This is a genomic window from Thalassotalea ponticola (assembly GCF_041379045.1).
Classification (GTDB): Bacteria; Pseudomonadota; Gammaproteobacteria; order Enterobacterales; family Alteromonadaceae; genus Thalassotalea_A; species Thalassotalea_A ponticola.
In genome coordinates, this window is record NZ_CP166871.1 from 1,487,113 (window position 1) to 1,502,097 (window position 14,985).

The 14,985-nt window shown below is 45.2% G+C and carries 12 protein-coding genes; 10 read left to right on the forward strand and 2 right to left on the reverse strand.

The window, feature by feature from the left end; all coding sequences use genetic code 11:
- Positions 1–6 precede the first annotated feature (6 nt).
- The 4 genes from lapB to ACAY30_RS06365 all read left to right on the forward strand — a co-directional run bounded on the left by lapB (position 7) and on the right by ACAY30_RS06365 (position 3,154).
- Positions 7–1,176 (forward strand): lipopolysaccharide assembly protein LapB, encoded by a 1,170-nt coding sequence (lapB, locus tag ACAY30_RS06350; RefSeq protein ID WP_290251566.1) that lies wholly within the window; start codon positions 7–9, stop codon positions 1,174–1,176.
- A 4-nt stretch (positions 1,177–1,180) separates the two neighbouring features.
- Entirely contained in the window at positions 1,181–1,882 is a 702-nt protein-coding gene (gene pyrF, locus ACAY30_RS06355) for an orotidine-5'-phosphate decarboxylase (RefSeq protein WP_290251567.1), read from the forward strand.
- A 20-nt stretch (positions 1,883–1,902) separates the two neighbouring features.
- Positions 1,903–2,475, forward strand: a complete 573-nt coding sequence (gene yeiP, locus ACAY30_RS06360) for an elongation factor P-like protein YeiP (RefSeq protein ID WP_290251568.1) — start codon at positions 1,903–1,905, stop codon at positions 2,473–2,475.
- A gap of 355 nt (positions 2,476–2,830) precedes the next feature.
- On the forward strand, positions 2,831–3,154 hold the full coding sequence (locus ACAY30_RS06365) for a ComEA family DNA-binding protein (RefSeq protein ID WP_290251569.1): 324 nt from the start codon (positions 2,831–2,833) through the stop codon (positions 3,152–3,154).
- A gap of 151 nt (positions 3,155–3,305) precedes the next feature.
- On the opposite strand, the gene rne is transcribed toward ACAY30_RS06365, so the two are convergent.
- Positions 3,306–6,587 carry a ribonuclease E gene (rne, locus tag ACAY30_RS06370; RefSeq protein ID WP_290251570.1) on the reverse strand — a complete coding sequence of 1,094 codons (3,282 nt, stop codon included), beginning with the start codon at positions 6,585–6,587 and terminating at the stop codon, positions 3,306–3,308.
- A gap of 649 nt (positions 6,588–7,236) precedes the next feature.
- On the opposite strand from rne, the gene rluC reads away from it, so the two are divergent.
- Together rluC and ACAY30_RS06380 are read left to right on the forward strand one after the other, a co-directional pair.
- On the forward strand, positions 7,237–8,220 hold the full coding sequence (gene rluC, locus ACAY30_RS06375) for a 23S rRNA pseudouridine(955/2504/2580) synthase RluC (RefSeq protein WP_290251571.1): 984 nt from the start codon (positions 7,237–7,239) through the stop codon (positions 8,218–8,220).
- A gap of 693 nt (positions 8,221–8,913) precedes the next feature.
- Entirely contained in the window at positions 8,914–11,130 is a 2,217-nt protein-coding gene (locus ACAY30_RS06380) for a hypothetical protein (RefSeq protein WP_290251572.1), read from the forward strand.
- Between the two features lie 114 nt (positions 11,131–11,244).
- Here ACAY30_RS06380 and ACAY30_RS06385 read toward each other — a convergent pair whose 3' ends face one another.
- Positions 11,245–11,838 carry a nucleoside triphosphate pyrophosphatase gene (locus ACAY30_RS06385; RefSeq protein ID WP_290251573.1) on the reverse strand — a complete coding sequence of 198 codons (594 nt, stop codon included), beginning with the start codon at positions 11,836–11,838 and terminating at the stop codon, positions 11,245–11,247.
- A 419-nt stretch (positions 11,839–12,257) separates the two neighbouring features.
- Between ACAY30_RS06385 and yceD the strand changes: the two genes are divergently transcribed.
- The 4 genes from yceD to ACAY30_RS06405 are packed head-to-tail and all read left to right on the forward strand — an operon-like array spanning position 12,258 to position 14,975.
- On the forward strand, positions 12,258–12,770 hold the full coding sequence (gene yceD / locus ACAY30_RS06390) for a 23S rRNA accumulation protein YceD (RefSeq protein WP_290251574.1): 513 nt from the start codon (positions 12,258–12,260) through the stop codon (positions 12,768–12,770).
- Positions 12,771–12,799: 29 nt separating this feature from the next.
- On the forward strand, positions 12,800–12,970 hold the full coding sequence (gene rpmF, locus ACAY30_RS06395) for a 50S ribosomal protein L32 (RefSeq protein WP_068545224.1): 171 nt from the start codon (positions 12,800–12,802) through the stop codon (positions 12,968–12,970).
- A 41-nt stretch (positions 12,971–13,011) separates the two neighbouring features.
- The gene (gene plsX, locus ACAY30_RS06400) at positions 13,012–14,013 is read left to right on the forward strand and encodes a phosphate acyltransferase PlsX (RefSeq protein ID WP_371190253.1); all 1,002 of its coding nucleotides are present in this window, start codon (positions 13,012–13,014) and stop codon (positions 14,011–14,013) included.
- Positions 14,014–14,015: 2 nt separating this feature from the next.
- Positions 14,016–14,975, forward strand: coding sequence for a beta-ketoacyl-ACP synthase III (locus ACAY30_RS06405; protein WP_290251575.1), 960 nt, complete (start codon positions 14,016–14,018; stop codon positions 14,973–14,975).
- The last annotated feature ends 10 nt before the right edge of the window (positions 14,976–14,985 follow it).

A 14,985-nucleotide genomic window follows, 5' to 3' on the forward strand; every position in this document is an offset into this window, starting at 1 on the left:
TCATCTATGTTTGAGTTATTGTTTTTGTTACTTCCCGTCGCCGTTGCCTATGGTTGGTTTATGGGGCGTAATAGCGTAAAGCAAAAAGATCAACGAGACAAAGATAATCTCACCGTAAAATATTCAACTGGCCTTAACTACTTATTGTCTAATCAACAAGACAAAGCCATGGAGTTTTTGCTGGAAGCGCTCAGTGTTGAAGAAGATACCGTTGAGGCACACTTTGCCATGGCGAACCTGTTCCGCAAACGAGGTGAGCTCGATAGAGCACTGCAGGTACATGAACACTTAGCCCGTCAGCCGGAATTGTCTGATTTACAAAAACGCCAAGCGTTATTTGAGTTAGGTCGTGACTTTTATACCGCGGGTTTGTACGACCGAGCAGAAAAGCTGTTTTTAAAACTGTCAAAGACAGCAAACTACGGGCACAAGTCGCTGTCTTATTTAATGCAAATATATCAAAGCACCAAAGACTGGCAAAAGGGTGTTGATCTAGAAAAAATTATCGTTAAAACACAGGAAAAAAAACTGCTGCACACGTTGGCTAATTTTTACTGTGAATTGGCAACCCAAGCGTTCGAGCAAAAGCAGTACCAGTTAGAACTGGAGTTATTGCAAAAAGCACTCACCCATGATCCGATGTCCAGCCGTGCAAATTACTTAATGGCGCAAGTGTTCGAGAAAAATCAACAGTACAACCAAGCGTGCGAGTGCTATAAAAAAATATTTTATCAAGATAGGGAGTTTTTTCCTGAGGTTATTGATAAAATGCGCGCGGTATACCAACGCAGTGACAAGCCCGACGAATTCTATCCATTTATTTATGAGGTATTTGAAAAAAGTCGCAGTACAACCGCGTTGATAACGTATTTGGAACACATTGAAGCGACGGAATCAAAAGCCAAAGCAGAAGAGTTTATTTTACACGCATTAAACCGCCGACCGACGATTCGCGGTTTTAAGCATTTTGTAAAAATGCAACGCAGCAGCGCGCAAGATGAAACGACGGCAAAAAGTCTGGATGTTATCACCGAAATGGTTGCGGCGTACATCAATGTTCGCCCGCGCTATCGCTGTCGAAGTTGCGGCTTCAATTCAACCGTTCATTATTGGTCGTGTCCGTCGTGTCATGACTGGGAGCAATTAAAGCCGGTAAGAGGCCTTGAAGGAGAATAATCAAATGTCTGATGCCAAAGTAGTCGTGGCGCTAGATTTTGCAGAAAAAGCACAAGCTTTGTCGTTTGTCGATAAAATAGAACCAAGCCAAGCGAAACTTAAGGTGGGTAAAGAAATGTTCACCCACTTTGGTCCAGAGTTTGTCAAAGGCCTGACCCATCGAGGGTTTGACGTATTCCTCGATTTGAAGTTTCACGATATCCCTAATACGGTGAGCAAAGCAGTGCAAGCTGCAGCCGACTTAGGTGTTTGGATGGTGAATGTGCATGCCAGTGGTGGTAGTAAGATGATGACAACAGCCAAACAAGGCCTAGAGCAATATGGCAATGACGCGCCATTGTTAATCGCGGTCACGGTTTTAACCAGTATGGCCGAGCAAGATTTACGTGAACTGGGTATTCAGGCAACGCCAGAAGAGCAGGTGCTCAACCTCGCTCGTCTTACCAAACAATCGGGTCTTGATGGTGTGGTCTGTTCAGCGCAAGAAGCGGCAATGCTGAAGCAACAATTAGGTCAAGACTTTAAATTAGTGACTCCAGGCATTCGACCCGTTGGCAGTGCCGTCGATGATCAAAAGCGCATCATGACACCACCACAAGCCATTGATTTAGGTGTTGATTACTTAGTGATCGGTCGTCCAATTACCAAAGCTGAAAATCCGTATCAAGTGCTTGAAGATATCAATAACAGTATCATTGTTTCATAAATTGTGAATAGGAATTAACTATGCCCAAGGCAAGTGAAATAAAAAAGAACCAAGCGATCGAACATAACGACCGCGTATTTTTTGTCAAAGACATTCAACGCTCAGTACCGCAAGGTCGCGCCGGTGGTAGTATTTATCGCATGCGTTTATACGATGCGGTAACAGGTGCTAAAGCGGATGAATCGTTTAAAGACTCTGACATGCTAAACCTTGCTGATTTAACCCGTCGACAAGTGGTGTTTTCGTACATTGATGGCGAAGAGTACGTGTTCATGGATAATGAAGACTACACACCGTATAACATCAATATTGAGTCAATTAGTGACGAAGTTCAGTTTATTAACGAAGCGACGCAGGGTATTTATGCGGTACTCATCGACGGTCAGCCGGTATCCATTGAACTTCCGCCGAGTGTTGAGTTAGAAGTCGTTGAAACCGACCCGTCAATTAAAGGCGCGTCAGCGACATCGAGAACCAAGCCAGCGACATTATCAACAGGCTTAGTAGTGCAAGTGCCTGAGTATATTTCTACCGGTGATAACATTAAAGTAAATACTGAAGACAAAAAGTTTATGAGTAGGGCGGATAAGTAAGTCGCTTACGCAAAAGTTTTGTTAACTAAAAATGGCTCCCCTTGGGAGCCATTTTTTTACTCGTTGTTTGACAAAGAGGTGCAGACGCTGCGTATATCGCTCACCTCCTAAAGCCTTAAATCCTTAACGCCCTAAAGCCTCAATCTTAGCAACGAAATTGAATACGTCTTTGCTACTGTCCCATCTCTGTCACGTTTATTGCAATTGACACAGTCGCCACCTCGACTATGGTTTAAAAGGCGTGACAACCTGTGTCACGTCAACGGCGAAAATAACCATCGCGTTTATTTGCCAGGCAGGCGATAAAAAAGATCTATCGTCATTCAGGTTTAATCAAGTAAAGGAACTACACACCATGAATAAATTCAAATTGCTCACACCGGGTTTCTTATTGTCATTGTTATTGCTGTCAAACCATGGCGCAGCCCAACAGGTACAACAACCAAACACCACTAAAACACAACAAACATCGGCCGTCGTCGCAGGCGCGAAAGTTGATATTAATCAGGCGAGTTTACAACAACTGGCATCGCTCAAGGGGATCGGGGTGAAAAAGGCGCAGGCCATTATCGATTATCGGGAAGCCAACGGCCCGTTCAAATCTTTGCAAGACCTAACTAAGGTGAAGGGGATAGGTGAAAAGTTTGTCGCTAAAAATGCCGATTATATGCGTTACTAGGGCGTGCGGCCCTTTGGTTGTATTGATCGGCTTTGCAACTCGATAAAAAAAGCCAATCAGATGATTGGCTTTTTCATGTTTCCGTGTTTTGCTAGGTTAGCTGTCGCAGCTACGTCAACAACGCACCATGACAACGCACCATAATGGCAAATTAATTGACTGGCTTTGTCGCTTCTGCTTGACTGTGCTCAGTCGCAAAACCTACCGCCGCAGAGCGCTCAGAGCGCAACAACGCAGAGCGTTCCTCTGCCGCTAAAGCTTGGGTTGGCAGCTGGCCATCACCAATCGAAACTTCTGCCGGTTTACTCATCGGCGCATGGGCAGTACCTTTTGCTCGAATCTTGGCACGGTTATCACGCTTTTTAGTCGCATCGCTTGTCACTGGCGATTTAGCCACAACTGACTCTACTGTGTCATCAGCGGCATCGTTACTACGGGTTGACGGTGTCTGCTCAGCAAGTTTCGGCTTGGTTTCTGCTTCAGTACTCGCTTGTGGCGTGACGACTGCCTGCGCTTGACTGTCAGTTACAACGCTTGCCTGGTCTTGATCTGCTTTTGTATCTGTCGTTGGTTGATTGACAACGGGCTTGTTTGAACCGTCGTGAGTTGTTGGGTTAACAACAGCATCAGCTTGTTCAGACTGCTGTGCAGCACTATCGATAGATTGACTGCCTTCGCTTTCGCTAAGAGGCTTGTCGCTATCCACTGTCGCCTTAGCGTCAGTTGAATCATCAGACCCTTGCTGTTTGGTTGAAGCGATGGTTTTGTGTTCTGTCGACATTTGCTCATTGTTGTTGTCATTGCTCTTGTCACTGTCTAGTGGCAATGTGTGTTGAGCGCTAACCGAGTCACCATCACTTTCTTTGTTTGGTGCTTCAACTACTGATGCAACAGCGTGTTGCTCACTTTCGTTAGTACTGTTTGCTTTGGCGTTTTGCGTAGCCTCTGCTGGCACATCTAAATCCAGTGATGCTTGTGTGCTATTTTGCTCCGATTCCGCTGCGCTTGGATAGCGTGCAGTCACCGGATCTTCATCGATGCGTTGTTCAACAATCGCGTTCTCTTTTTCCGCTGATTGTTGCTTTTCTTTGCGACGACGTTGACCTGATGAACGCAAGTGACGCGGTGAACGACGACTGCGTTGACGCGGCTCTTTTTTGTCGTCTTGTGCTTCACTGCCAATCGATGCTTGCTCGGTTGTCTGATTTTGTGAAACTTGCTTATCTTCGCCTGATTCAACTGCGTGAACATCGGCTTTAACCTGCTCCGGTTTGTCTTTACGAGCGGCTTTTTTAGCAGGTTTCTTATCAACAGAAGACTCGTCTTTTTTCTCTGCTTTTACCACTTTTTTAGTCTCAACCGATGAGACTGGAGCACTGTTATCTGCAAGGCTTTGCGCGTTGTTGTCATCAACCACGGGTGCTTGCTGATCGCTTACGCGTACTTTTTTACGTACATTGCGGCGCTGGCGACGCTCTGCGACTTGTTCCGTCTTTTCCTTCGGCTGTTGCGCTTGCTTTTTGCTTTGCGGCTTGGCTTTGCTGGTGTTGTCTTTTACCGGCTTAGCACGCTTGTTAGTTGGCTCTTGCTTGGTCTGGTTCGACGCTGCTTTGTCGTGCGCTTTTTTATCCTCACGAGGTTTATTACGGCGCTGCTGATTGCGCGGCTTGCGACGAGGTTGCTTGTCGCCCACCTGTTTTCCACTCTGCTTGGCTTTGGTTTTTGCAGGTTTGTCGTCATCAGAACTAAAGATCGATTTAAAGAACGAACTAATCGCGGCTAACAACCCAGTTTTAGCAACGGGCTGTTGCTGCTTTTTCGGTGCTGGTTGTTGTGGTGCCGTCATCCCTTGTAAAACTGGTTCATCGCGCTTTACTACGTCTTTTTGGAATTTTGGCATGACCGCTTCTTCAACAGCCGCTTCTTGCAACTTCATTTCATAGCTTGACGTGGCAACTGTTTCATCGTCGCGAACACGCAGTACTTCATACTGTGGCGTATCCATCGCGCTATTGGCCAAAATCAACACTTTGACGTTGTGGTTTCTTTCAATGTGACCTACGGCATTGCGTTTTTCGTTGAGTAGATAGGTTGCGACAGGGACAGGCACTTGAGCGTGAACCTGTGCCGTTTTGTCTTTGATTGCCTCTTCTTCCATTAGGCGAAGCACAGACAGCGCTAACGATTCAACGCCACGTATGTTACCTGTACCGCTACAACGAGGACAAACGTGTTGACTTGTTTCGCCAATAGACGGGCGAAGACGTTGACGCGACATTTCTAACAAGCCAAATTTGGATATACGGCTCAATTGAATGCGAGCGCGATCAGAGCGCACGGCATCGCGCATGCGATTTTCTACTTCACGTTGGTGGCGAACAGGGGTCATGTCAATGAAGTCGATGACAACCAGACCACCTAAATCGCGCAAACGCAATTGGCGGGCAATTTCTTCAGCCGCTTCTAAGTTGGTATTAAATGCCGTTTCCTCGATATCGCCGCCTTTAGTTGCTCGGGCTGAGTTGATATCAATAGAGGTAAGCGCTTCAGTTGGGTCGATAACAATCGAGCCACCCGACGGTAAGCGAACTTCGCGCTGGAAGGCAGATTCAATTTGTGATTCGATCTGGTAATGAGTAAACAGCGGCACATCGCCTTTGTACATTTTTACTTTGTTAATAAAGTCAGGACGAACCAGTTGGATGTGCTGTTTAACTTGATCAAAAACTTTTGGACGGTCAACGACAATTTCGCCGATGTCACGACGCAAATAATCGCGAATAGCGCGCAATATGACATTCGATTCTTGATGGATTAAAAACGGCGCAGGGCGTGATTGAGCCGCATCTTCAATCGCTTTCCAGTGCTGTAGCAGAACGTTTAAGTCCCACTCTAACTCTTCGTAGGCTTTACCAACACCCGCGGTGCGCACGATTAAGCCCATACCTTTTGGCAAATCGAGCTTGGCCAGTGAGTTTTTAAGCTCTGTGCGCTCATCGCCTTCGATGCGTCTTGAAATACCACCTGCTCGGGGGTTGTTTGGCATTAACACCAAGTAGCTACCGGCCAGTGAAATAAAGGTGGTTAACGCAGCGCCTTTTTGTCCGCGCTCTTCTTTATCGATTTGAACAATAACTTCTTGGCCTTCTTGCAACACGTCTTTGATGTTGGGGCGGCCTTGAAAACTGTAACCCTCTGGAAAATAGCTGCGAGCGACTTCTTTCATTGGCAGGAAACCGTGGCGGTCGGCGCCGTAGTTTACAAATGCAGCTTCTAAAGAAGGTTCTACGCGGGTAATGGTGCCTTTGTATATATTGGCTTTTTTCTGTTCGTGACCTGGGCTTTCAATATCGAGATCGTACAAGCTTTGGCCGTCTACAAGTGCTACGCGGAACTCTTCCGATTGAGTAGCATTGATTAACATACGTTTCATATGATTTATGACTCTATTTTTATATAAATAAACCAAGTCACTTTGGGCGGCGCTATGCAGAGAATAAGGTACCTGATATGGCAGGCAATTGTTACTAAACAGAGGGCTGGCAGCCTCACGGATGTCAACTCCCTAAAAATTCGGGACTGTTAATTTACTTACTCAACTAATCGGTGATTTATCGGACCGACTAATGTTAAAAACTCTTACACTGCACGCTTTGGTGTGCTTGATTTTGTTAATACACTCTGAATTTGCTGGATTTGTTGTTTATGCTTTGTCACTGACAAGGTACAAGCGTCAGCTAAGCAATGGGCAATGGCGTCATTATATCGGATAGGGCGGTCACACTCGGCATTTGGCCTTTGCGCATGAGCTCACTCACTGTATTGTATAATGACGTTGCCGCAACAAAACTCTTACGATTCTCTCGAGAGTGCCGTTTATGACAATTATTCTAGTTCTGTAAGTCGATTATGTATTACGTTTTCGCTTACTTTTTGATGTTACAGGCAATTTCCCAGTAACTGCTCTATTATCCCACTATTTACTATCATAAGGCAATGATTTTAACTCACATATTTACTTAAAAGGCTAAAAAAATGTGTTAAACTTCACGCCAACAAATAGCCCAAGCCGGTAACCAACCTTGAATACACAGCAGTCGACATCTCAAGCATCTGACGATAAGCCACAAGTGCGTTTTTTTACTATTGATGAAGATAGCGCAGGTCAGCGCATTGACAACTTTTTACTCAAAACACTAAAAGGCGTGCCCAAAAGTATGATTTATCGCTTACTGCGCAAGGGTGAAATACGAGTGAATAAGAAGCGCACCAAGCCAGAGTATAAGTTACAAATGGACGATCTGGTTCGCGTTGCGCCAATTAGAGTGACGGAAAAAACGGATGTGGTATCGACCAAGTTGGATAAGGTTGCACGATTAGAACAGCATATCTTGTTTGAAGATGACTGCTTGATTGTGATCAACAAGCCGTCGGGAATGGCCGTTCACGGTGGTAGCGGTCTATCTTTTGGTTTGATTGAAGCTCTCAGAGCCCTGCGTCCTCAAGCGAAAATGTTAGAACTTGTACACCGCTTAGATCGCGATACATCGGGATGTTTGGTGGTTGCCAAAAAGCGCTCAGCATTACGCCAACTGCACGAACAGTTACGCCATAAGCAAGTGCAAAAGTTTTATCACGCGCTGGTCAAAGGTCATTGGCCGGCGAAACTGACCCGAGTTACTGAAGGGCTTAGAAAAAACGATCTTAAATCTGGCGAACGCGTTGTTGTGGTCGATAACATACAAGGCAAAGAGTCAGAGACGCGTTACAAAGTATTGAAACACTATGAAGGCGCCAGTTTGGTGCGCGCTTTTCCTGTGACCGGCAGAACCCATCAGATTCGTGTTCACTGTCAGTGCTCAGGTCATCCCATTGCCTGTGATGCCAAATACGGCGCTGAAGATTTTAGCCTAGCAATGAATAAACAGGGCCTAAAACGCCTGTTTTTGCATGCCTTTAGTATAGAGTTCGAACACCCTAAAACAGGCGAACGCGTGCGTTTTGAAGCTCCTTACGATGAACAGTTAACGGCGATCTTGACCAAACAAACGTTGAAAACGTATTAATTTGTCGGCAGTGTCGTTCATATGACACGCGCGTTAACGGTAATAACTTGCGCGCCACCCCAATGTGCGACACCCCAAGTAGGTGCGTTAAGTTCGATGAATTGCCGTACTCATTGGCGGTGTTAAAGCAGTCTCGTTAAGCTCAGAACACGACATTAATGAGGCTGACAATTTTACTTACACTTCCCTCCTGATCCGTGTTGTATGAATTGTGTACAAGACTCGGTGGTAATGATACCCTTTTTTGGCGATGAAAATTTCGCTGAAGTTTCGTCGCGATTTGTTGTCACATTTTGGAGAAATCGCTAACAGTCTTTGCTGTATCGCCAAAAAGTGACTCGAGGACGTGTTGATCTTTGAGGTACAAATTTTGCTTCAACCTAAATGATCTCTGAACAAAATAGCTGTCATGCAGCATAGTCATCTATGTAAATGTCAGATATTACAGAACAGGGAGAATTTAGGCAGACCCCTTTGGGCAGCGTTTGTTTGAAATTTCTACGTTGTTAACGCCTATTAGTTTAGATGACTAAACTTTATAGCCGTTGCCTTGTAAAAATCCCAAACAACTCGCTGCATAAATGAACAGCAAAGTTCAACACGCCCTCGTCTGATCATAAAAATAACCAAGCGCCATGACGCCCACAGTGAGGGGCAGGGACGCGAATACGATAAAGGAGAAAGGTCGTCATAATGCAAAAGTTTATTCTCGGCACGTGTTTTGTCGCCTTAACAGCATGTTCGGGAGGCGATGGTGGTGATACCGCGTCAAAGCCGGACAAAAAGCCACCAGCGCAAGTTGATATAACAGAAGCCAATTTTGATAATGTTACCCTAGGTACAGTGTCAGCGGTTGAGGCTCCGCTTGATTTGTCCTCGCTACTTGAATCCGAGCTTTACTGGATAGTCAACCAATACGACACTATCAGGCAACGCGATTGCGCCTACGGCGGTAAGGTCAGTTGGCAGTTCAGCAGTAAACAAGCGGACTCTGGCAGCGCTGTTTTAGACTTTGAGCAATGCGCTTATCGCGGTGATGAGCCCTATTCGGTGGTGTTTGACGGTCAAGTACAGTTGAGTTATGAAATAGCTGAGGTCAATCCGGCGTTAACTGCCAAGGTCAATGAGCAAAAGGCCGCTATGCTAAGCACTAGTGATATTGACCAAGTGCGTATAAACGCGACAGCGGACAACTTTAGCTTTCGTGAGTACAACGGCTTACGTCAAGCCTTCGTTAGCTTCGAGTTCTCGAGTTGGGTGGATCAAACATGGCTACTCGACAGACCTGAGCAAATAGACACTAAGGTGCGCCGGATAGACGTTGCCTACATCGATGCCAATATTGCCAATAATATCACCTTCACTTTGACTAATGCGGTTGTTGAGCAAGGACCTACTACTGCCAGTGATGGCACCCCAAAAACAAAAACTCAAATGAGCGGTTCGTATTACGATGCGTTTGCTGATGTCAGTGGTACCTTGACGGCGTCGATAACAACACTGCTCGATATGAGCACTACGTATCGGTATTCAACTGATGCGCAAATGACGGGTAATGTCACACTTAATAGTGAAAGTGGCCAGACGCTAACCACTCGAGTATACCCTGCGGTCGCAGAAATTTTACTCGACAATGCGCCAGTCGCATCGGCCGATATCGATGACTTGCTCAGTTACCAGTTGTTTGTCGCCAGCAGTAATGCCCGTATGGTCAAAGACACCAGTGACGATACTCATCGAGACGCTGTCAGTGATCTCGGTGACATCAGCGCGCAATTGGCTGAGGGGAAAACCATCACTTGGACATTTAACCACGGAGTCGAGCAGCAAGGCTCTATTAGTCGATATCAATTACAAGACTTTATTGTTGTAAAAGATAAAAATCAGTTGCAATTAACGCCCTTGTTCAATGTTTCCCCAGGGCTTTATCAATGGAGTTTTGACTATCCTAATGAGCCAGGCGTACCGGACACTCGCTATTCTGTTATCGGTATTGCCGGAGAGGTGACCCATTACGATCATAAAATCGACGAACTTGTCGCCTACCGTGATGGCACGGTTACCCGCTTGTATCAGCGATATACAAACTCGGCACAGCTGAGTTTGCTTGAACCCAATAGTTTAGAAATTCAGCGGACGAGCAAAATCCCTATCAACGACCTGCAGTACTGTCCTTTTGCAGAGCGCAACTCGGTCTATATTTTAGGGCAAAACAACGATAAGAACCAGTTGCTTGAATATGACTTAACCAGCTTGAAACTGTTGGCGATTCACAATTTAGGCGCCCAATATGAAACCGTTCGCTGCCAAGCTGACAGCATAGTGTTAATAGCCGATCGCGAGGTAACACACCCAGACCTTCATTACGGTATATTCAATGTCGTTGACAACCAACACAGTGGCACAATGGTCATTGACAATATATTGAACGATTACCGCGTGTTGTCCTATGTAGTCGACCGCAACACCCCGAATGTTCTCTTTGTATACACCTACGCATCAATGAGTACTCGCGAGGTGTTAGCGGTGCGCGCAACTGGCGAAGGCAGCAGTATTGAGCCTTTACCCGCAACGGTCACCAATCAATGGCGTGAAGACGATCTGTTTATTAACGAGCGGTTAGGCCATTTATATTGGCACAGTGTTGTCTATGATATGGCGACAGAGCAGGTGATACACGACTTTAGCAACAGTGCTAACAGCGATGAAGTCATTGTCTTTGTCGATGAGCGCTTGCAAGTAGTAGTCACCAATTACGCAGTATACGATGCGCAAAGCTTTGTCAAACAACACGAACTTCCCAGTCTGTTTGCGCCACAGTGGATTGTAACTGCTGACAATCAATTGGTGAGCAGGGCAGGTTGGCAGGCTTTGTACGTGCTGCCATTAACGAATCAAACGAGTCAATAACACGGTGGTGCAAAGCTTGTTTCCCGGCGAGCTTTGCACCTAATGATGTTACCTTTGTTGGCACTGCGCCTGTACAGTTAACAAACTCGCTGTAACAGGCGCCTACTGATGAGTTTAACGTTTCTGTAAGCTCAACACATCAAACCCCTCATTTTTTAGCAATTGATGCAACTTGATCAAAGGCAAGCCGATAAGACTGTTCGGGTCATCGCCTTGTAACGATTCAAATAAGCAAATACCCAATGCTTCACTTTTAAAACTTCCGGCGCAATTATACGGTTGTTCGGCGCGCAAATAGTTATCTATTTCTTCAAGACTCAAGTGACGAAAAGAGACGTTAAATGGTTCGACAATCGTTTGGCTGTTACCCGTTTGAGAGTTATACAAGCAAAGTCCAGTTAAAAAGGTAACAGTTTTACCGCTAAATGACTGCAGTTGTTTAACGGCATTGTCGTGAGTATGCGGTTTGCCTAATATGTTACCGTCAGATACGGCCACTTGATCTGAACCAATGATTAACGCGTGCGAGTAATCTTTGGCGACTGCTTTGGCCTTTAACTGGGCTAGTCGTGAGACAAGCTGCTCTGGCGTCTCACCTTCGAGAGGAGTTTCATCGACGTTTGGTTTAGCGCAGTCAAACGCAACACCTAATTTTTCTAATAACGCCTTTCTAAATGGCGAGGTAGAGCCCAATATAAGTTGTGTCATAACAAAACAATAACAATAGATGAATAGTGCAGGCATTGTAGCCTAACGTTGGTTACACAGACAATATAAGAGTCGCTGGTCATCGATTCATAACACTGATACAAGCAGTGCGACTGTGTTGCATACAGGCTTGCCAACAAATTTGTACCACGCTGATAAAAAACCATTGCCCATTGGTTGGCTTAGGGTGATAATAACGTCGATTAAGGCGCTATATAATAGTTGCGGTAAATTGCACGCGGCTCTGTAGTACATATATTAGTGTCTAAAGTGCGATTAGCGTTAATTATTTGTAAATAGTCAAAGCTGTTTATAATTAGCGCAGTTGTGTTAAAATTTGTCATAATTTGCACAAATGAGCCGAGTTAAGTAAATTTTCTTTTGACACAGGGCTATACACCGATTAATATGCGCGCCTTATGAATAATCTCAAACTTCCGGTAACAATTGATCCATACAAGAGTGCGCAACGTCGCCTCGTCGTTGAGGGTTATTTTGAAATAAGCCGGCTAGAAAGATTGCTTGGTGAAGCTGAAAAGTTAGCTGAGCACGTGGATGTTGTAATAAATTTTGATGTTGATGAGCAAGGTTTGATTGTTCTCAGCGGAGAAGCATCAACCCGAGTTTATTTAACATGTCAGCGTTGTAACGAACCATTTGAACATGAGCTAAAAGTATCATTTGCTTTTTCTCCTGTGAAAAATGAAGAGAAGGCAGATGAACTGCCTGAACATTATGACGCTGTCGTTTTAGATGAAAATGGTGAAGTCAATTTACGCGACTTAGTGGAAGATGAACTACTTGTTTCGATTCCATTAATTCCGAAACACAACCTTGAGGATTGCGGCCAACAAGCCGATTCAACCTGGGGGAAGTTACCGGATACGCTTGAGAAACCGAATCCATTTGATGTTTTAAAGAACCTCAAGTAGCTTTATTGAATTTTTAGGAGTAAGGTAAAATGGCCGTACAAAAGAGTAAAAAATCTCGTTCAAGACGTGGCATGCGCCGTTCACACGATGCGTTAACTGCAGAAAACTTATCAGTAGATAGCGTATCTGGCGAAACTCACCGTCGTCACCACGTAACAGCCGATGGCTTTTACAAAGGTGAAAAAGTTATCGCTAAATAAGCGAGATAACTTTGGATAATCTAACCGTCGCGTTAGATGTTATGGGGGGCGATAATGGCCCCCTTATAACGATCCCCGCTGTAAAAATGGCACTCGACTCGATGCCATCTCTTAAGCTCATCCTTTGCGGTGACCAAACCGCGATTCAAGCCCATTTAAAACACCATCGAATTCTCTCTCATACTCGTATTCGCATCGTTCACACCAGTGAACAAATCGAGATGAACGAAAAACCCAGTGTCGCTTTGCGCAGTAAAAAAGACTCGTCGATGCGAAAAGCCATCGATCTGGTTCAACAAGGTGAAGCCGATGCGTGTGTTAGCGCTGGCAACACGGGTGCTTTGCTCGCCATTGCTCATTACGTGCTAAAAAAATTACCCGGTATAGAGCGCCCGGCATTAGTGTCCCACTTACCAATTACCAACTCATCCCGTCACGCTGTTATGTTGGACTTAGGCGCCAATGTGTTTGTCGATTCGACTACTTTGTTTCAGTTTGCTGTAATGGGGGCGGTTATCGCCGAGCAGGTCGATCAAATTGAACAGCCTAAAGTTGCGTTGTTGAACATTGGTGAAGAAGATATCAAAGGCAGTGATCACATTAGACAAGCGGCTACGCTGCTCGAACAAGCGGATAATATTAATTACGTCGGCTTCATTGAGGGCAATGACATTTTTTCCGGTAAGGCGGATGTTATCGTCTGTGATGGTTTTGTCGGTAATGTGGCGTTGAAAACGTGCGAGGGCGTGGCAAAATTAGTGATGGCGAAAGTGGTAAAAATCATTAACGAGCACAAATTTACCCGTTTTTTGGGGTTTTTACTCAATCCGACGTTAAAAAATATCGTAAAACGCCTGAACCCCGACCAGTATAACGGTGCAAGTTTGATAGGATTACGCGGTATCGTGATTAAAAGTCACGGAAACGCAACCAGTTCAGCTTTTTACAATGCAATTAAAGAAGCGGTAAGAGAAGTTGAAAGACAAGTTCCACAAAAAATTAATGACAAACTGGAACAGACGTTAGTAAAAGGTCAAAAATAACTATGTATTCACGAATTGCTGGAACCGGTAGTTACTTTCCGGAGCAAGTAAGAACCAATGCTGATTTAGAAAAGATGGTTGATACTACGGATCAGTGGATTACTGAACGTACTGGAATCAAAGAGCGACGCATTGCCGCTGAACATGAAAATGTCGCGTATATGGGGGCTAAAGCCGCTGAAAAAGCATTGCAAATGGCTGGTCTCGATAAACAAGACATCGACATGATTGTGATGGGCACAACCTCAAATCACGTTGATTTACCAAGCGCGGCATGTTTCGTGCAAAAGTACCTAGACGTACCTAACATACCAGCGTTTGACGTCGCTGCTGCGTGTTCGGGCTTTATTTTTAGTTTGAGCGTAGCCGATCAGTACATTCGATCTGGTATGGCCAAGCGCATTTTGGTGATTGGCGCCGATGCTCTGTCACACATGTGTGACCCTGACGATCGCGCGACCATTATTTTATTTGGTGACGCCGCTGGTGCGGTTGTACTTGAAGCAAGCGACGAACCAGGCATTGTCTCCACTCACTTACATTCGGATGGCAATTACGGGGCGTTACTTGGTGCAAATTCACCAAAACGCGGTGACCCACTGACAGAAGAAAAAGCGTATCTGTACATGAAAGGCAATGAAGTCTTTAAGTTTGCGGTAACTCGACTCAGTGAAATTGTCACCGAAACGCTTGAACACAATAACATGGACAAGTCAGATATCGACTGGCTAGTACCACATCAAGCAAACCTGCGCATTATCTCAGCAGCGGCGAAAAAGTTAAGCTTACCCATGTCACAAGTCGTGGTAACACTCGATAAATATGGCAACACGTCGGCGGCAACCATTCCAACGGCATTAGACGAAGCGGTGCGCGATGGTCGTATTCAACGCGGTCAGACCGTATTAATGGAGGCCTTTGGTAGTGGGTTTACCTGGGGTAGTGCGTTAATTCGTTTTTAATTTCAAGGCA

Bases quoted from the DNA above. Each gene is read 5' to 3' on its own strand.
- lapB (WP_290251566.1), top strand. From the start codon at position 7: ATGTTTGAGTTATTGTTTTTGTTACTTCCCGTCGCCGTTGCCTATGGT.
- pyrF (WP_290251567.1), top strand. From the start codon at position 1,181: ATGTCTGATGCCAAAGTAGTCGTGGCGCTAGATTTTGCAGAAAAAGCA.
- yeiP (WP_290251568.1), top strand. From the start codon at position 1,903: ATGCCCAAGGCAAGTGAAATAAAAAAGAACCAAGCGATCGAACATAAC.
- ACAY30_RS06365 (WP_290251569.1), top strand. From the start codon at position 2,831: ATGAATAAATTCAAATTGCTCACACCGGGTTTCTTATTGTCATTGTTA.
- rne (WP_290251570.1), bottom strand. From the start codon at position 6,587: ATGAAACGTATGTTAATCAATGCTACTCAATCGGAAGAGTTCCGCGTA.
- ACAY30_RS06380 (WP_290251572.1), top strand. From the start codon at position 8,914: ATGCAAAAGTTTATTCTCGGCACGTGTTTTGTCGCCTTAACAGCATGT.
- ACAY30_RS06385 (WP_290251573.1), bottom strand. From the start codon at position 11,838: ATGACACAACTTATATTGGGCTCTACCTCGCCATTTAGAAAGGCGTTA.
- yceD (WP_290251574.1), top strand. From the start codon at position 12,258: ATGAATAATCTCAAACTTCCGGTAACAATTGATCCATACAAGAGTGCG.
- rpmF (WP_068545224.1), top strand. From the start codon at position 12,800: ATGGCCGTACAAAAGAGTAAAAAATCTCGTTCAAGACGTGGCATGCGC.
- plsX (WP_371190253.1), top strand. From the start codon at position 13,012: ATGGGGGGCGATAATGGCCCCCTTATAACGATCCCCGCTGTAAAAATG.
- ACAY30_RS06405 (WP_290251575.1), top strand. From the start codon at position 14,016: ATGTATTCACGAATTGCTGGAACCGGTAGTTACTTTCCGGAGCAAGTA.